The 18,176-nt window shown below is 65.4% G+C and carries 15 protein-coding genes; 6 read left to right on the forward strand and 9 right to left on the reverse strand.

What is annotated here, in order from left to right; all coding sequences use genetic code 11:
- Window positions 1–594 precede the first annotated feature (594 nt).
- Window positions 595–2,679, forward strand: coding sequence for an FUSC family protein (locus AC1DE1_RS11450; RefSeq protein ID WP_477176043.1), 2,085 nt, complete (start codon window positions 595–597; stop codon window positions 2,677–2,679).
- Between the two features lie 581 nt (window positions 2,680–3,260).
- Here AC1DE1_RS11450 and AC1DE1_RS11455 read toward each other — a convergent pair.
- A complete protein-coding gene (locus AC1DE1_RS11455) occupies window positions 3,261–3,635 on the reverse strand; it encodes a YciI family protein (protein ID WP_477177221.1) in 375 nt (124 codons plus the stop codon).
- Between the two features lie 196 nt (window positions 3,636–3,831).
- Between AC1DE1_RS11455 and AC1DE1_RS11460 the strand changes: the two genes are divergently transcribed.
- From AC1DE1_RS11460 to kynU, 3 genes are read left to right on the forward strand one after another with little or no spacing between them, the layout of a single operon-like run.
- Window positions 3,832–4,866, forward strand: coding sequence for an amidohydrolase family protein (locus AC1DE1_RS11460; protein ID WP_477177222.1), 1,035 nt, complete (start codon window positions 3,832–3,834; stop codon window positions 4,864–4,866).
- Window positions 4,863–5,369: a hypothetical protein gene (locus AC1DE1_RS11465; RefSeq protein WP_477177223.1), complete on the forward strand. Its 507-nt coding sequence runs from the start codon at window positions 4,863–4,865 to the stop codon at window positions 5,367–5,369. The genes AC1DE1_RS11460 and AC1DE1_RS11465 overlap by 4 nt, the downstream gene beginning before the upstream one ends.
- Window positions 5,370–5,424: 55 nt before the next feature.
- Window positions 5,425–6,705, forward strand: coding sequence for a kynureninase (gene kynU / locus AC1DE1_RS11470; protein ID WP_477177224.1), 1,281 nt, complete (start codon window positions 5,425–5,427; stop codon window positions 6,703–6,705).
- On the opposite strand, the gene AC1DE1_RS11475 is transcribed toward kynU, so the two are convergent.
- Window positions 6,706–7,965 (reverse strand): MFS transporter, encoded by a 1,260-nt coding sequence (locus AC1DE1_RS11475; protein ID WP_477179090.1) that lies wholly within the window; start codon window positions 7,963–7,965, stop codon window positions 6,706–6,708. It lies immediately after the preceding gene.
- A gap of 116 nt (window positions 7,966–8,081) precedes the next feature.
- Between AC1DE1_RS11475 and AC1DE1_RS11480 the strand changes: the two genes are divergently transcribed.
- Together AC1DE1_RS11480 and AC1DE1_RS11485 are read left to right on the forward strand one after the other, a co-directional pair.
- On the forward strand, window positions 8,082–9,053 hold the full coding sequence (locus tag AC1DE1_RS11480; RefSeq protein WP_477177226.1) for a LysR family transcriptional regulator: 972 nt from the start codon (window positions 8,082–8,084) through the stop codon (window positions 9,051–9,053).
- Window positions 9,054–9,080: 27 nt separating this feature from the next.
- Window positions 9,081–9,572: a nuclear transport factor 2 family protein gene (locus AC1DE1_RS11485; protein ID WP_441604295.1), complete on the forward strand. Its 492-nt coding sequence runs from the start codon at window positions 9,081–9,083 to the stop codon at window positions 9,570–9,572.
- 92 nt (window positions 9,573–9,664) lie between these two features.
- Here AC1DE1_RS11485 and AC1DE1_RS11490 read toward each other — a convergent pair whose 3' ends face one another.
- The 7 genes from AC1DE1_RS11490 to AC1DE1_RS11520 form a co-directional block, all read right to left on the reverse strand.
- Window positions 9,665–10,930, reverse strand: coding sequence for a glutamate-5-semialdehyde dehydrogenase (locus AC1DE1_RS11490; RefSeq protein WP_477177227.1), 1,266 nt, complete (start codon window positions 10,928–10,930; stop codon window positions 9,665–9,667).
- Entirely contained in the window at window positions 10,927–12,099 is a 1,173-nt protein-coding gene (proB, locus tag AC1DE1_RS11495; RefSeq protein ID WP_477179091.1) for a glutamate 5-kinase, read from the reverse strand. Before proB ends, AC1DE1_RS11490 begins: the two co-directional genes overlap by 4 nt.
- A 44-nt stretch (window positions 12,100–12,143) precedes the next feature.
- On the reverse strand, window positions 12,144–13,439 hold the full coding sequence (gene argH, locus AC1DE1_RS11500) for an argininosuccinate lyase (RefSeq protein ID WP_477177229.1): 1,296 nt from the start codon (window positions 13,437–13,439) through the stop codon (window positions 12,144–12,146).
- A 65-nt stretch (window positions 13,440–13,504) separates the two neighbouring features.
- Complete coding sequence (argC, locus tag AC1DE1_RS11505) at window positions 13,505–14,461, reverse strand: N-acetyl-gamma-glutamyl-phosphate reductase (RefSeq protein ID WP_477177230.1); 957 nt, start codon at window positions 14,459–14,461, stop codon at window positions 13,505–13,507.
- A 3-nt stretch (window positions 14,462–14,464) separates the two neighbouring features.
- Window positions 14,465–15,781, reverse strand: coding sequence for an acetylglutamate kinase (locus tag AC1DE1_RS11510; RefSeq protein WP_441604300.1), 1,317 nt, complete (start codon window positions 15,779–15,781; stop codon window positions 14,465–14,467).
- A gap of 7 nt (window positions 15,782–15,788) precedes the next feature.
- Window positions 15,789–16,883: an acetylornithine deacetylase gene (locus AC1DE1_RS11515; protein WP_441604301.1), complete on the reverse strand. Its 1,095-nt coding sequence runs from the start codon at window positions 16,881–16,883 to the stop codon at window positions 15,789–15,791.
- 77 nt (window positions 16,884–16,960) lie between these two features.
- Window positions 16,961–18,154: an argininosuccinate synthase gene (locus AC1DE1_RS11520; protein WP_477177231.1), complete on the reverse strand. Its 1,194-nt coding sequence runs from the start codon at window positions 18,152–18,154 to the stop codon at window positions 16,961–16,963.
- Window positions 18,155–18,176 lie beyond the last annotated feature (22 nt).

Here is an 18,176-nt window from a genome sequence, read left to right on the forward strand (position 1 = left end):
TCACTTTTCTTTTGCTGGCCCAAAAGAAAAGTAACCCAAAGAAAATGGCCTGATGACGCCCGCAGCATCGTGTTGGGATAAGCCCGAACGCTCGATGCGTCTGATGGGACAACCTCCGAGGGTACACAGGGGATACTACCAAGCGCTGCGCAACGCGCCCGAATCGCTGAGGACTTAAAGCGGGGCCTCGCTGCGCATCGGCTTTAGTCATCCCTTCTTCTGTCTGCCGTGCTGCTTGTCTGTGGGAGCGCACCCTGTGCGCGACAGCCACGCTAGGGTGTACCGCTCCGTAGGCTCGTCGCGCACAGGGTGCGCTCCCACAAAGAGCCGATCGGAACCAGCCTGCGCGATCCCTTGTAGGAGCGCACTTGTGCGCGACCGCAGCGCCGGGATGTACCGCTCCGTAGGTTTGTCGCGCACAAGTGCGCTCCTACAACAGATCCCGGCAACGCCAGTGCACTTCACTTTCCCCTCCGCCGGGAAGCTGCCCAGCCCGTGCGCCCTACCCGACCAGCCACGAATCCCTGGCCCGTCGCGTTCGCTTCAGGCTGTTTGAGGCAGAATCACTGCATTGACTAGGAGTCTTGTCGCGTCATGTCTTCGACGGGTTATTCGCTGCGCGCCACGGTCGTCGACAGCCTGCTCACGGCCAAGCGACCTGACGTGCCGGTGCGTGTGGTCGTGCGCAACACCGCGGCCGTGGTGCTGCCGCTGGCGATTGGCATCCTGACAGGGCATCCGGGCATCGGGCTGGGTATCGGCGCCGGCGCGCTGGACACCATGTTCTCGGACCAGCCGGGGCCTTATCGCCAGCGCATGACGCGGCTGCTGCTGGCGTCGCTGGCGGCCGGGCTGGCCTCTTTGATCGGCTTTCTGATCGGCGACCAGTTGATACCCATCCTGGTCGCCACGGCGGCGTTCGGATTTTTCGGCGGCCTGCTGGTGGTGTTTGGTCCGGACATGGCGCGCGTGGGCATGACCAGCATGATCCTGCTGGTGGTCACGGCGGCCACGCCACGACCCTTGGCCGAAGCGCTGGGCGCCTCGGCCCTGATCTTTGCCGGCGGCCTGCTGCTGACTCTGTTTTCCGTGGCGGCCTGGCCGCTGCAGCGCTATCGCCCTGAGCGGCACGCGCTGGCCGCGGTCTATCGCGGCTTGTCGACGCTGGCGCGCCAGCAGGAACACGACGACGCCGACGTACCCGCGCTCACCGACGCCATGACCACGCTGCAGCACACGCTGCTGGGGCGACACCACGCGCGTGGCCGCGCGATGGAGGCGTTCGGCGTGCTGCTGGAACTTGCCGAACGCATCCGCCTGGAACTCACCGCGATGGCGGAGTTGCGCGCCAATGCCACCATCCACGCCATGTTCCGGGGCGACGCCGCGCGCGTGCTCGCAGCCATTGCAGACGCCCTGGAGCTTGCCGAATCGCCGCGCCAGGCCGAGCACGCCCTGCAGACCTTGCAGGCGAGCGAGAACGCTCTGCTTGGCAACGGCGGCGACGCCGATGGCCTGGCCACGCATATCCATGCCTTGTCCGGTCAGCTGGCTGCCGCGGTGCGTAATGCCAACTGGGCGGGCAGTCGTGGCGAATTGCGTGCAGCCGCGGCGGAAACGCCGCTGCCGACGGCACTGCGCAGCAGTTCGGCGCGCGCCACGCTGCGTGCCAATCTCACGCCGCATTCGGTGGCATTCCGGCATGCCGTGCGCACCGCCGTCACGCTCACCGCCACGCTGTTCGTCTCGCGCGAGCTCGGCCTGCCGCATGGCTATTGGCTGCCGATGACCGCGGCCATCGTGCTGCGTCCGGATTTCGCCGCCACTTTCAACTTTGGCCTGTTGCGCGTGGTCGGCACCATCCTGGGCCTGTTGCTCACCACCGCCCTGCTGCATTTCACGCCGCATGACATGTGGGCGCATCTGCTGTTGATGGCTGTGCTGTGCATGGGTTTTCGCTATCTGGCCACCGCGCACTACGGCATTGCCGTGGCAGCGCTTACCGGCACGGTGGTGATCCTGCTGTCGTTCGAGGGCGTCAACTCCAGTGATGCGGTGCTGGATCGCGTGATCAACACCGCGCTCGGCAGCGGCATGGCCTTGCTCGCCTATGTGCTGTGGCCCACCTGGGAACGCGCGCGTGCGCGTGCGGCGCTATCGGACATGCTCGATGCCTATGCCGATTACCTCAACGCGCTCGCCCATCCCGAACGCCGCGATCACCGCCGGGAAGCACGCACTGCCGCACGCACGGCACGCAGCAATGCGCAGGCCTCACTGGACCGCATGCGCGCGGAACCCGCCACACCGGCGACCCTGCTGGAACTGGCCAACGCGCTGTTCGCCAACGGCAATCGCCTGGCGCGCACGGCGATGACGCTGGAGGCGCTGATCGATGATCACCACAGCCTGCCGGAAACGGCGGAAATGTGCGCGTTCGTCGACCACAGCGCCAAGGCCTTGCATGAAGTCGCTTCGGCCTTGCGCACACAGCGCGCGCCGGAACAGCTACCGGATCTGCGCGGCCTGCAACGCACCCTGGCGGCGCTGCTCAGCATGGCGGAAGACCGTCAGGCCGCCGAGCTGCTCGCGCGCATCAGTGATCGGCTGGTGGATAACGTGAATACGGTGGCGCATATCACCGGGCGGAGCCATAGCAAGTCGACGGCGACGGCCTGATCGCGCGAACCACCTCTTGTGGGAGCGCACCCTGTGCGCGACGACCCAGCGAAGAGGTAGCGGCGCAGCTCCGCGGTCGCGCACAGGGTGCGCTCCTACAAGGGCTCCGTAAACGCCAGGCGCCACGCTTTCATTGTGGGAGCGCACCCTGTGCGCGACGGCCCAGCGAAGAGGTAGCGGCGAGGCTCCGCGGTCGCGCACARGGTGCGCTCCTACAAGGGCTCCGTAAACGCCAGGCGCCACGCTTTCATTGTGGGAGCGCACCCTGTGCGCGACGGCCCAACGAAGAGGTAGCGGCGCAGCTCCGCGGTCGCGCACAAGGTGCGCTCCTACAAGGGCTCCATAAACGCCAGGCGCCACGCTTTCATTGTGGGAGCGCACCCTGTGCGCGACGGCCCAGCGAAGAGGTAGCGGCGCAGCTCCGCGGTCGCGCACAAGGTGCGCTCCTACAAGGGCTCCGTAAACGCCAGGCGCCACGCTTTCCTTGTGGGAGTGCACCCTGTGCGCGACGGCCCAGCGAAGAGGTAGCGGCGAGGCTCAGCGGTCGCGCACAGGGTGCGCTCCCACACGGGTTACGCTTTTTACGCCCCGACGCGCCGGCGCACGGCATCGATATCCCGCACCGGCCGCACTTCGATGCGACCCGTGCGCGCCCACGGAAATTCCGCGGCGATGCGCACAGCCTCGGCCATGTCGGCCGCTTCGATCAGGTTGAAGCCGCCGAGGTATTCCTTCGCTTCGGCAAACGGGCCGTCCACCACACTCATGATGTTGTCGCGCATGCGCAGCGATTTCGCCTGGGCCGGCGGTTCAAGCTGCATGGAATCGAGCAGATGGCCCTCGGCGCGCAGTTCGTCGGCGTGGACGAAGCAGCCGTGCATCATCGTGTCGAACTCACCCGGCGGCAGGGCCTCGAGCAGGCTGTCGTCGTTATAGATCATGACCAGAAACTTCATGTTGCCTCCGATGGCTGCGGACGTCGTCGCGCTCGCCATCATGCCGCCAGCCGTGACGGCTTGCATGTGCAATCGGGCCTAAGTTCAGCTGGCAGGAATCTCGCCACAGCTGAGTCGGGCCGCCCGAACCCCCCGGACGGCATTTACGCTGCACCGCGCCGAGACGGCACCGCGCCCCTGACTTACACTCGGCGGCATGCTCAAAATCGACACGCACGCCCATATCCTCCCCCGCGACTGGCCCAACCTCGCCGCCAAGTTCGGCGACGAGCGCTTTCCGGTGATGATCCACAACGACGGGCGCCATCGCATCTACAAGGATGGCAAGTTCTTCAGAGAGGTATGGGACTCGGCGTTCGACGCACAACAGCGCATCGACGACTACGCCCGCTTCGACGTCAGCGTGCAGGTGGTCTCCACCGTACCCGTGCTGTTCTCGTACTGGGCGCCCGGCTATCAGGCGCTGGAACTGCACCGTCATCTGAACGACGAGACGGCGCGCATCTGCAACGACCATCCGCGTCACTACGCCGGCATCGGCACGGTGCCGCTGCAGTCGCCCGACCTGGCCATCCGCGAGCTCGAGCGTTGCATCGACGAACTGGGCCTGCAGGGCGTGCAGGTCGGTTCGCACTGCAACGATTGGAACCTGGACGCCCCCGAACTGTTTCCCTTCTTCGAGGCAGCCGCCGACCTGGGCGCCGCGGTGATGGTGCATCCCTGGGACATGATGGGCGCTGCCAGCATGCCCAAGTACTGGCTGCCCTGGCTGGTGGGCATGCCGGCCGAACAGTCGCGCGCGGCCTGCTGCCTGGTATTTGGCGGCGTGCTGGAGCGCCTGCCGCGGCTGCGTGTGATGCTGGCCCATGGCGGCGGCAGCTTCCCGTGGACCATCGGCCGCATCGAGCACGGCTTCCGCATGCGCCCCGACCTGGTCGCCACGGACAACCCGCGCAATCCTCGCGAATACCTGCAACGCCTGTATTTCGACTCCTGCGTGCACGACCCGGCCGCCCTGCGCTATCTCCTGGATGTGACCGGGGTCGATCGCGTGATGCTGGGGACCGACTATCCTTTCCCGCTGGGGGAGCAGCATCCGGGCAGCGGCATCGAGTCACTCGGGCTCGACGACCACGACCGCGCACGACTCTTCCACGGCACCGCCCTGGAATGGCTGGGGCTGCCGCTGCAGCGTTTCGAACCTCACCCTCACGCACAGGAAAAGGCATGAGCTTGTTCCGCACTTTGGTTATCGCCGGCGCCCTCGTGTTGGCCGGAACCGCCCACGCCGCTGATGTCAGCATGGCCGGCGGCAGCGTCACCTTCAGCACGCCCGACCAGTGGATGGGCATCATGGAAACGCAGGGCGATCCGGAAGTACGTGTGTTCCAGGTACCCGATCCCTCGCCCAACGGCAGCAGCAGCCTCGCCCGCATCAGCGTCACGGTGAAGCAGGTGGGCAACGCCGGCGAATTCCAGCAATACGTGAGTGGCGCCATGGGCAAGGCCAAGGCCCTGACCGGCTACCAGGCTGCCAGCGGCGGCACGCCGGACGACTTCGTCTATACGGCGCAGGAAAACGGCGCGCCGTACAGCTATAGCGAGCGCTACTGGTTCAAGGACAGCCACGCCATCCAGCTGCGTTGCGTGCGTCCCGCGCAAGGCCAGGCCGGCGCCGCGTGGCGCGCTGCGTTCGACAAGGGCTGCGACGCCATCGCCGCACGCATGAAGTAAGTCGTCATCCACGTCGTGCCCGCGCTGGGCACGACGCCTCTGCAAGAGATTCCCGATGTCCGCTCCGTTTGAAGCCACCCTTGCCTGGGCGCAGTCCCAGGATGCCGCCGATCCGCTGCGCGGCTTCCGCGACGAATTCCTGATACCCCGGCACGAGGGCCGCGACGGCCATTATTTCTGCGGCAATTCGCTGGGCCTGCAGCCGCGCGCCGTGCGCCCCGCGCTGAGCGCCGAACTCGACTCGTGGGCCGATCAGGCGGTGGAAGGCCACTTCCGCGGCGACTTGCCGTGGATGGATTATCACGAGTTCGTGCGCGACGACCTCGCCAGCGTCGTGGGTGCGCAGCCGTCCGAAGTGGTGGCGATGAACACCCTGGGCGTGAACCTGCACCTGATGATGGTGAGCTTCTATCGGCCCACACCGGAGCGGCACGCCATCCTGATCGAAGCGGGCTCGTTTCCCACCGATCGTTATGCGGTGGAATCGCAGGTGCGTTTCCATGGCTACGATCCGGCCACCTCGCTGATCGAGCTGCAGGGCGACGAAGCCAACGGCGTGATCTCGATGGACGCCATCGAACGCGTGCTGGCCGAACATGGTTCGCGCATTGCGCTGGTGATGCTGCCGGGCGTGCAGTACCGCACGGGCCAGGCCTTCGACCTCGCTGCGATCACGCGCCTGGCCAATCGCCACGGCTGCATGGTGGGTTTCGACCTGGCGCATGCCGTGGGCAATCTGCCGCTGCAGTTGCACGACAGCGGCGCGGATTTTGCCATCTGGTGCAGCTACAAATACCTCAACAGCGGCCCGGGCGCGGTCGGCGGCGCGTTCGTGCATGAGCGCCACGCGCGCACCACCCTGCCGCGCTTCGCCGGCTGGTGGGGGCACGACAAGATATCGCGCTTCCAGATGGGTCCGCAGTTCGTGCCCACTTATGGTGCGGACGGCTGGCAGCTGAGCAATCCGCCGATCCTCGCGCTGGCGCCGCTGCGCGTGTCGCTGGAAATTTTCCGTCGCGCCGGCATGGGCAGGCTGCGCGAAAAATCGCTGCGGCTTACCGCTTATCTGGAATGGCTGGTGCAATCCCAGTTGAGCGACGTGCTGGAAGTGGTGACGCCGAGCGATCCGTCGCGTCGCGGGTCGCAGCTGTCCATCCGCGTGCTCGGTGGCCGCGCGCGTGGTCGCGCACTGTTCGATGATCTGGTGGAGCACGGCATCATCGGCGACTGGCGCGAGCCCGATGTGATCCGCATTTCGCCGACGCCGCTGTACAACCAGTTTGCCGACTGCGTGGCGTTCGCCGAAGCCACGCGCCGCTGGGCGCAGCGCGGCTGATCAGGCGGCGCGGCGCATGCCGCGCCATGTCGTCGCGTCGAGCGCAAAGGCCAGCGCGCACAGGACCAGGGCGACGCAGCACACGCCTGTCCATCCCGCCGCAGCCCATGCGCTGCCAGCAACGACTGCGCCCCCGCCACCACCGATGAAGAACACGCCGACGAACAAGCCATTGAGTCGGCTGCGCGCGGCCGGATCAAGCATGTTGATCGCACGCCGCCCCAGCGTCTGATCACCGATGGCGCCGGCATCGATGACGATGGCGGCAAGCACCAACAGGCCCAACGCCAACAGCGGATGTTGCATCACATCCATGCCGAACCAGCCCGCGCCAGCGATCCCCGCAAGCACAAAGCCTGCTGTCGCCACGGCATGGGAAATCGGCATGCCCACCACGCTATGACCGCGATCGCCCGCCTTGCCTGCCAACGGTGCCACCACCGTGCCGGCCACACCGGCGAGAGCGAACCACGCCAGGCTGCGGCTATCGAGTAGAAACGGTGCCTGCACCAGGCGCAACGCAATGCCGGTCCAGAATGCACTGAAGGCCGCCATCATGATCGCCGCCGAGACAGCGTAGCGACGCAACACCGGTTCATCGCGCCACAGCGTCCACAGCGACGCGATCAGCCCGCGATACGAGGTATGCACCGGCGGCTGTCGCCGCGGCAGCGCGAACCACAGCGCCAGGGCGAGCAAGCCGTCGAACACGCCTAGCAAGCCGTAGCACGCACGCCAGCCCCACGCGCCTTCCACCAGGCTGGCGAACGGACGCGACAACAGAATGCCGAGCATCACGCCGATCATTACATTGCCCACGGCGCTGCCGCGATGCTCAGGCCTCGCCATCGCTGCGGCCAGCGGGACCAGAATCTGGATCGCGCACGACGTGGCCCCGGCCAGGCACACGGCCAGCAACAACCACCACGCCTGCTGCGCCAGCGCCGCAGCGCCCAGCGCCAGCGCGCAGGCCAGCAGCGTGATCGTGGTCAGGCGACGGTTCTCGAACAGATCCGCCAAGGGCACCAGGAACAACATGCCGACGGCGTAACCCAGCTGCGGCAGCATCGCGACCAGGCCGGTGAGCGACGGGCGCAGGTGCATCGCGCGCGCCACCGGGCCAGCCAGGGGCTGCGCCGCCGTGAGGTTGATGATGATCACGCCCACCGCGAAGGCGAACAGCAGGGTCAAGGGCGTGGTGAGCTCGGCCGGCACCTCGTTCGGTACGGCATCGATACGGCGTCGGGAGAGGTATTGCATGTCTGGGCCTTGCCAATCGATAGGCCTGCGATGCTAAATACCCTGGCATCATGATGACAGTGAATAATCATCATATTTTTCATGCGCAATTCGCATACTAGGCAAGATCATCGGGCATGAACACGCGGGATGTCAGGGCGTTTATCGCGGTCGTGGACACCGGCTCCATTGTCCAGGCGGCAGCACAACTGCACCTCACCCAACCCGGCGTGACGCGTCGCGTGCAAAGCCTGGAGGCCTTGCTGGGCATCGAGTTGCTGGATCGCCAGTCCAAGCCGCTGCGCCCCACTGCGGCGGGACGCGAGATCTACCAGAAGGGTCGCGACCTGCTGCACGCCGAAGCCGACCTGCTCGCGCTGGCACGCGCCGACACCGAGCCTTCCGGCGAATTGCGGCTGGGCATGCCACCGTTCCTGGCGGAGCGCGCACTCACCACGCCCATCGACCTGCTCCGCTCGCGCTATCCCGGCCTCGCGCTGCGCATACATTCGGCCTGGTCGCCCGGCCTGGTTGAGCAGGTGGAAACAGGCTTGCTGGATGCTGCTGCCGTGGTGCTGTCCGAGCACACGCCGCCACCGGCGAGCATGACCACCCACGCCTTCGATCGCCAACCCTTGCGCATCGTCGCCGCACCTTCGCTGGGCCTGCGTGCGCGCGCCACGCTCAAGGATCTCGCTGAGTTTCCCTGGGTGCTGAGCCAGAACGGTTGCGGCATGCGCTCCACCCTGCGGCGAGCCATGGAAGAACGCGGACTGCCGTGCAACGTGGGTGTGGAAGCATTCGGGGCGGATCTGCAGCTATCCCTGGTCGCGCGTGGCGCAGGTATCGGCATCATCACGCCCGATCTGCTGGCCGCGAGCAGTTATCGCAGTCAATTGAAGCTCGTCACCGTGACCGACTTCCAGCTGGACATGATCGCCTGGCTGGTTCACCGCGCCCTGCCGCCCCGCCTGGAAGCCCCCGTTGCCCTGTTGCTGGAGCAGCTCAAGGCGGTGATGTCGCGGCGGCCGAAATCGCGTCGAACGCCAAGGGCAGACGGACGTCCATCCATAAGGCATGGATGCGAGGACTGGCTGGTTGGTCCATGATGGCCGCATCCACGACAAGGAATGGCCATGCGCAACGCACTGCTTGTCCGTCTGATCGGCCTGATCGCCCTACCGATGGCCGCTTGCCTGGCCTATGCCCAAACACCAGCCGCCATCCCCTCTGGCGACGAACTGACCCGCACCATCGCTTCGCTCGACAGCAAGGTCTTCGACGCCTACAACCACTGCGACCTGAAGACCTTTGGCGAGTACTTCAGCGATGACGTCGAGTTTTACCACGACAAGGGTGGGCTGATGACCTCGCGCGACGCCATCGTCGATGCGACCCGGCGCAATATCTGCCACAAGGTGCGCCGAGAACTGGTCGGCAGCATCGAGGTGTATCCGATCAAGGATTACGGCGCGATCGAGATCGGCACCCACAAGTTCTGCCAACTTGAGTCCGGCAAGTGCGAAGGCATGGGCAAGTTCTTCCATATCTGGCGCTACCAGAATGGTCGGTGGCAGCTGACGCGCGTGGTGAGTTACGACCATCGGCCAATCGAGCCGGCGAAGTAAGCGCCCCCTCTCCCCTCCCCTGTGGGAGCGCACCCTGTGCGCGACTGACCTTGCCTCAAGTCCCAGTCGCGCACAGGGCGCGCTCCCACAATTTAAGGGATACGGCTCTCCGGGTGCCGCACCTGCCCTTCCCCACGCACCACAAATCGCTCGATCGTGAGCGACTCCGCGCCCATCGGCCCGTACGCATGCAGGCGCGTGGTGGAGATGCCGATCTCCGCCCCCAGCCCCAGCTGCCCGCCATCGGAAAAACGCGACGACGCATTGACCATCACCACCGCCGAACGCAGCGACTGCACGAAACGCTGCGCCGTCGACGCATCGCTGGTGGCAATGACCTCGGTGTGATCGGAGCCGTAGCGGTGAATATGCGCGATCGCCTCATCGAGACTGTCCACCACGCGTAGCGCGATGATCAGGTCGAGAAATTCGGCCGCGTAATCGTCTTCGCCGGCAGGATTCGCTTCGGGCACCAGCGCGCGGGTCGCTTGATCGCCGCGCAATTCAACGCCACGTTCGCGCAGAGCGGCTGCAGCGCGAGGCAGGAAGGCGTCTGCCACATCGCGATGCACCAGCACCGTCTCCAGCGCATTGCACACGCCGGGACGCGACGTCTTGCCATCGATCAGCAGATTCAAGGCCAGCGCCAGATCGGCAAGGCGATCCACATACAGGTGACACACGCCCTTGTAGTGCTTGATCACCGGCACGCGCGCGTGCTCGGTCACGAAGCGGATCAGGCCCTCGCCGCCGCGCGGGATGGCGAGATCGACCAGATCGCTCAACTGCAGCAGCGACACCATCGTCTCGCGGCTGAGATCTTCCACCAAGGTGACGGCCGCCGTCGGCAAGCCGTGCGCGCCGAGCGCCTCGTGCAACGCGGCAGCGATGGCGCGATTGGAATGGATGGCTTCGGAACCGCCGCGCAGAATCACCGCGTTGCCAGCCATCAGGCACAACGCCGCAGCATCGGCGGTGACGTTGGGACGCGCTTCGTAGATCATCGCGATCACGCCAAGCGGTATGCGCACGCGCTCCACGGTGACGCCATTGGCAAGCGTCTCCTGTCGCGTGATGACGCCCACCGGATCGGGCAGCTGCGCCACGTCGCGCAAGGCCTGGGCGATACCGGCAACGCGGGCCGGGTCGAGCCGCAGGCGATCCAGCATGGCACCCTGCAGGCCTTTGTCGGCGGCGTGTTGCATGTCCTGCGCATTCGCGCCAAGCACCTCGTCGATGCGGCGCTCAAGCGCACCCGCCATGTCATTCAACAGTGCGCGCTTGGTTGGCGTATCGAGCATGGCCAACGCCGGCACCGCGTCGCGGCAGGCCAGCGCCAACGAACGGATGTCGCTCATGCGTCGATATCTCCGGTGGTCTCGATGTCTGCCGTGGTGGCGAGATCATCACGATGCACGATTTCTGCGCCGTAGCTGTAGCCCAGTACGGTTTCGATGTCGCGGCTATGTCGCCCTGCCAGACGCTTCACTTCGCCGGCGCCGTACTGGCTCAGCCCGCGCGCAATCGCACGCCCCTGCTCGTCGACGATCTCGACCAAGTCACCCCGATGGAAATCGCCGTCCACAGCACGCACTCCGCCGGGCAAAAGGGACGCTCGCCCACCCGCAAGAGCACGTACAGCACCGGCGTCCACCTGGATGCCTCCCGGGGCCGCGGGTGCATGGCGCAGCCAGTATTTGCGCGCCTGCATGCGACTGCGCCCAGCGGCAAAGAAAGTACCGTGCAGCTCACCGTTGGCGAGCGCCTGCACCGCGACCGGGTTGCGGCCACTGAACAGCGCCGTGGGGATGCCGGCAGCGCCGGCCTTGGACGCCGCCTCAAGCTTGGTGTGCATGCCACCCGTACCGACCGCACTACCGCTGCCGCCCGCCATGGCCAGGATCTCGGGGGTTAGCGCTTCCACTCTCAGGACGGGCAACGCTGCGGGATCGCGGCGCGGATCGGCCGTATAAAGCGCATCGATATCGGAAGCAATCAGCAGCAGGTCGGCGTCGACCAGGGCAGCAACGATGGCGGCAAGATTGTCGTTGTCGCCCAGCTTCAACTCATCGACCGCGACCGTGTCGTTCTCGTTCACCACCGGCAATACGTCGAGCGCCAGAAGCTCGCGTAGCGTGGTGCGCGCATTGAGATAGCGGCGACGGCTACGCAGGTCGTCATGGGTCAGCAGCACCTGCGCCACCGGCCGCGTGCTGAGCGATTGCCACAACGCAATCATGGGCGCCTGGCCCAACGCGGCAAGCGCCTGGCGCGCCGCCAGATCACCGCCACTGGGCGCATGCGCCCGCAGCTGCGCCCGCCCCGCCGCCACCGCGCCGGACGACACCAGCACCACCTGACGGCCCGCCTCGCGGCTCGCCTGGATGAAATCCGCCAGCGTTGCGGCATAGGCCGCAGTGAGACCGCCGCCATCGGCTGCGAGCAGATTGCTGCCGACCTTCAACACGGCACGACGCCAGGAAGGCAGCGCCTGCGGAGAAACCTGCGTGCGCTGCCCCTCGTTCATGGTTCGGCACTTCCCGTACTGTCGGTCTTCATGCCGCTCACCGTTTAGCCGTCCAGATGGCTGAGTCTAGCGCGCAATTCGTCCAGGCGCAGGTCATTGCCGGAACCGGGCGACACGCGAGCGGCCAGGCTGCCCTCGGGCGTGCGCCCTTCACCTGCCGAGGCGGCGGCATCGGCCGCTGCCCGATAGGCATCACGGAACGGCACACCGGCGGCGGCCTGCTCGATCGCCACGTCAGTGGCGTACATGGCCGGCTCGATCGCGGCACGCATGGCCGGCTCGTTCCACTCCATGCGGGCCAGCAGATCCGGCACCAGCTCCAAAGCGGCCAGGCCGTGACGGCAGCCATGGAACAGCGAGCCCTTGGAGAACTGCAGGTCGCGCTGGTAGCCCGACGGCAGCGAGAGCAGCTGCTCGATCTCGGTGCGCGCAGCAGCCACGCTGGCATAGCTGGCGCGCAACAGCTCGACGACGTCCGGATTGCGCTTGTTCGGCATGATCGAGCTGCCGGTGGTGTATTCGGACGGCAGCTTGACGAAGTTGAACTCGGCGGTGGTGAACAGCGACAGGTCCCACGCCATGCGGCGCACATCCAGCAGCGCACCGGCAATCGCCTCAAGCACGGCCATCTCGAACTTGCCTCGCGAGAGCTGCGCATAGATCGGCGACACCTGCATGCGGGCAAAGCCCAGCGCCTGCGTGGTGTGTTCGCGATCCAGCTTGAGGTTGACGCCATAGCCCGCGGCGGTACCGAGCGGATTCGCATCGATCAGCAGCGAGGTCTGCTTCGCACGCAGCGCGTTGTCGATAAAACCCTCGGCAAAACCGGCAAACCACATGCCGGTGGACGACACGACCGCGCGCTGCAGATGCGTATAGCCCGGCAGCGGGACCGCCGGCTGCGCGGCGCGATCGAGGCAGACGTGCGCAATGGCGCGGCAATGCTGCTCAAGCGCGGCCAGCTGTTCCTTCAGCCACAGGCGCGTGGCGACCAGGATCTGATCGTTGCGGCTGCGGCCGGTGTGTACGCGGCGGCCGGCATCGCCGAGGCGCTCGGTAAGGCGTGCCTCGATCGCCGAATGGCCATCCTCATAGCGATCGTCCAGCACGAACGACCCGGTACGGAAATCCTCAGCCAGAGCATCCAACTCACGCTTGAGCGCGGCAGCTTCGTCAGCGCTGACCACACCGATATTGGCGAGACCTTCGACATGCGCCTTGCTGGCAGTGATGTCGTGCAGGAAAAACTCGCGGTCCAGCAGCACGTCGTCGCCGGCAAGAAACGCCATGATGCGGGCGTCGATCTTGATGTTGGATTTTTGCCAGAGGGGTTGGGTCATCGGGGAATCCTGCAATCGTTGTGTGACGCTATCTTTTGCACGTCCGGAGCAAGCCGGAATGACGATCAAGTGGTCGGAATCGCGGTGTACTCATCCACGCCAATGGCGCGATTGATGTTCTGCATGGCCTGCGTCGCCGCACCCTTCAACAGGTTGTCCAGCGTCGCCACCACCACCACGCGCTTGCCGTCGTTGGACACCGCGAAACCGCCAATATCCACATGATGCTTGTTGGCGATCTGGCTGACCCAGGGCGCCTCGTCCACCACGTGCACCAGCTTCTCTTCCTCATAGGCGCCATTGAAGCGTTTGACGATGTCCTCACGCGTCACCGGACGCGCCAGGTACAGATTGGTGGTGACAGTCAGGCCACGGAAGTGCGGCGCCACGTGCGGCATGAACTCCACCGGCACGTTGAGATGGCGGCTCGCCTCCTTCTCGTGCATATGGCCGGTAAGCGAGTACGGCATCAGGTTGTCGCGCAGCTTTTCCGGATTGTTCTTGTCCGAAGGCGTGGTGCCCGCGCCGGAATAGCCGGAAACACCAAAGCTCACCGGCGGCGCAGCGAGCAAGTCCTTCAAGGGCGCGATGGAAAGCTGGATGGCGGTGGCATAGCAGCCCGGATTGCTGATGCGCTTCTCGCCACGCCACAGCTGGCGGGTGAGTTCGGGCAAGCCGTAGTACCACTTCTCGTTGAAGCGATAATCGGCCGAGAGGTCGACGATCAGCGTATCGGGCTTGGCCTTGTCGATCGCCTCCACATAAGGCGCCGCCTTGCCGTTGGGCAAGGCAAGCACCACCACGTCCGCGTTCTGCGCCGCCACGGCCTCGGCATCGAGGTTGGTGTAGCGCAACTCGCTGGTGTAGCCGTCCACATGATCGGCCACGCGCTGGCCATCCAGCTCGCGCGAAGAAACGAAGGCCAGCTCCAGCGACGGATGCGCCGCCACCAGGCGGATCAGTTCGGCGCCGGTATGGCCGCGCGCGCCCACGATGCCTATGCGATGTCGAGTCGTGCTCATGATTCAGTCCACCAGGGTCGGCAGGCGCTGCGCGCAATGCGCCACGCAGCGGGCGATCGTGTCGAAGTCGTCGAGGCCGTACCAGAACACTTTCCAGCTCGGCTGCTTGAGGCAACCGTCCGATTCGGCGTAGTAGAAATGATTCACGCTGTTGCCGTGGCGCGAGCGCCAAAACAGCTGCGGATTCTCCTCGCGCATCACCTGCCACACCGCGCGACCCAGGCCTTCGCCCTGCGCATCGTCGAGCACGGCGAACTTGTCCAGGTACGGCAGACCCTCTTCCATGGTGAGTATCATCGCGGTGCGATAGTTTTCACTCACATAGACACGGAAAGGCTTCGTGCGCTCGAAATAATCGGGCACCAGCGTGCGGCCGAAGCTCGACTCGATCAGCTCGCGCATGCGACCCAGATCGATGCCCTCCCACGACTCGAAACGCTTCACCTTTTCGCCGCGGCGGACCAGGGTGCCCGAACCCTTGTGGGTGAACAGTTCCTTGGCCAGCTCGGACGGCTTGGTGATCGACACCGAGGAGGTCAGCGGCAGATCGTTCAACAGGTCAGCGATCTGTTCGATCTTCAGACGCATGCCACCGTTGATCCACGGCTGCGACATCAGGTGTTCGAATTCCGTGCTCAGGTTGATCGAGTCGATGATCTTGCCCTGATCGTCCAGCAGACCGCCCGTGCCGGTAAGGAACACGATCTTGTACGGCTGCAGCACGCGCACCAGTTCATTGGCGGCGAAGTCGGCGTTGACGTTGAGGATCTGGCCCTCTTCGGTTTCGCCAAGGCTGGCGATCACCGGAATCGAACCGGCACGCAGGCTCGCCTCGATCGGCGCCAGATTGATCTGACTGACCTTGCCGACCAGCCCATAGGTATCGCGATCGATATAGCTGGCCGTGAACACGCCCGACGGCACCGAAGTGGCGCGCGTGTCCATGGTCTGCAGGGCTTCGACCAAGCGCAGGTTCTGCTCCTGGAACACCTTGCGCACGATGGACAAGGCCTTGGGCGTGGTCACGCGCAAGCCGTTCACGGTGTGCTTCTCGATGCCCGCGGCCGACAGCTCTTCGTCCAGCTGCGGGCCGGCGCCGTGCAGCACGATCGGCGTCAGGCCTACCTGCTGCAGGAAGGTGAGCGACGAGGTAAGCGCGGGTAGATCATCGCGCAGCACCGCGCCGCCAACCTTCACCACGGCGAAGCGCTTGGCGTCCAACTGCGAGAAACGCTTGAGGTATTGCTGGATTTCCTTCGCGCTACCCATGCTGGAAAGCAGGCGGACGATGGTTTTCCGTGTGTGCTTGTGGGCTTCCACTTCGGTCTTAGCTCTTATCGATGATGCGGTAAATGGTGTCGGCGTAATGCTGCAATTGATCCAGTGCAACCCACTCGTCAGCGGTATGCGCCTGGGCGATGTCCCCTGGGCCGTACACAAAGCTGATGTAGCCGGCCGCGGAGAACAGCGCCGCTTCGGTCCAGAAGTCCACGGCATTGCCGATCGGGATATTCAGCTCGTCCGCCAGATCGCGTGCGGCCAGGCGGCGTGCTTCGGCCGTGGCTGTGTCGCCTGCAGGCAACGAGTCGCCGCGAAACAGTTCCTGAAACTCCACCGGCTGCGGCTCCACCAGCGTGCGGAAGGTCTCCAGCAGCTGGTCAGGCGCCATGGTCGGCAACGGACGGAAGCCGAAACGCACATCGGCGGACGGCGCAATCATGTTGGCCTTGATGCCGCCGTCGACGCGACCGATGTTGAAGCGCAGACCCGTGAGGCCGCCAAAGCGCTCGTGCGCCTGCTTTTCCACGTAGTCCAGCGCAGCAGCACCCCAGCGCACCGCCTGGTGCACCGCGCTGTCGCTGGGCTTCTGCTCGCCCGAGGCATGGCCGGCACTGCCCTTGAAACGCATCTGCACCGAATGGATGCCACGATGCGCGAGCACGGCTTCGCCCTTGGTCGGCTCGGCCACGATGATGGCGTCGTAAGCCGGCTTGTCCTTGAGGAAGCCGGCGATGCAACGCGGGTCGTTCGCTTCTTCATCGGTGGACAACAGCAAGGCCATATCGCCGCGGGTGACGTTCGCGACCGCAACGAGCGCAGCAGCAGCGCCCTTGATATCGCAAGCACCCAGCCCGATCGCCCGGTCTTCAGTCAAGCGCAGCTCATGCGGGCTCGCCGTCCAGTGCGGCGAATCGGGCACGGTATCGAGGTGCACGTTGAACAGCACCTTCGGCTTGCCGCGCACGGCGTAAAGCGTGACGGCGCCAGCGCCGTAGTCAGTCACGGATACGTCGAAGCCCGGCAGGTTTTCCCGCAGATAATCGAAAATGCCGCCCGTGCCGATCTCGCGCGGCGGATTGCGCGTGTCGTAGCCGACCAGCGCGCGTAGATGTCGAAGAGTGTCGTCCAGTAGTGCGCTCATGCGATCCGCCTGGTGGTGTCTGGAATGTCACGACGAAACCGTCACCCTGGCACATGCCGGGACGACGCGTCGCACGATCAGCTACGGTTGATCTCAGCCCACAGCGTGCTGCTCATGCCGAACAGCTTGATGAAGCCTTCGGCTTCCTCCACACCCCAATCCGCAGACTGCGCATAGGTGGCGCCCTTGGCGTTGAGGATGTGCGGCGAGCGCACTTCCACCGCCGTCACCTGAGCGCCGGAAGTCTCCAGCACCACTTCGCCATTGACCTGGCTCTGGCTGGACGAAAGGAACGCCTCCAGATCGGTCTTGATCGGATCGTGGAAGAAGCCTTCGTACACCACTTCCACCCACTTGCGCGCCACTTCCGGCTTGAAGCGGTTCTGCTGCTTGGTCAGCACGGCTTCTTCCAGTGCGCGGTGCGCGGCGAGCAGCGAGATCAGGCCCGGCGCTTCATACACGATGCGACCCTTCAGGCCGATGGTGGTGTCGCCGGTGTACATGCCGCGGCCCACGCCGTAGGGCGCGAACAGCTCGTTGAGCTTGGCCAGCAGCTTGTCGCCCGGCAGTTTCTGGCCATTGAGCGACACCGCCTCACCCTTTTCGAAACCAAGGGTGACGGTGAGCTTTTCAGTAGGCCATTCGGCGCGCGGCTTGCACCAGCCACGGGCACCCTCGCCCGGCGTCTTCCAATGGTCGATCTCGCCGCCGGACAGCGTCACGCCCAGCAGGTTCTCGTTGATGGTGTAGCTCTTCTGCTTGGCGCGCACTTCGAAGCCGCGCTCCTCCAGGTACGCCTGCTCATAGGCGCGCGTCTGGGTGTGTTCCTTCTGGATCTCGCGGATCGGCGCCACGATCTGGTAGTCACCCAGCGCCTTCACGGCCAGATCGAAGCGGACCTGATCGTTACCCATGCCGGTGCAACCATGCGCGATCGCCTTGGTGCCCAGTTCCTTGGCGCGCGCAATGGCAGCGTCCACGATCAGGTAGCGATCGGACACCAGCAGCGGATATTGGCCCTGGTAGGCCTCACCCGCCTGCACGAACGGCTTCACGAAACCGTTCCAGATCGCCGGACCGCCGTCGACGGTGACATGGCTGGCCACGCCCAGCTCCTTGGCGCGCTGCTCGATATAGGCGCGCTCCTCGGCATCCACGCCGCCGGTATCGGCGAACACGGTATGCACGGCCCAGCCGCGCTCCTTGAGGTAAGGCACGCAGAAGCTGGTGTCGAGGCCACCGGAGAAGGCGAGAACGATGTCTTTGCTCATGACTTGCGAATCCTGAGATGGA

The organism is Dyella sp. 05T440 (assembly GCF_056395965.1).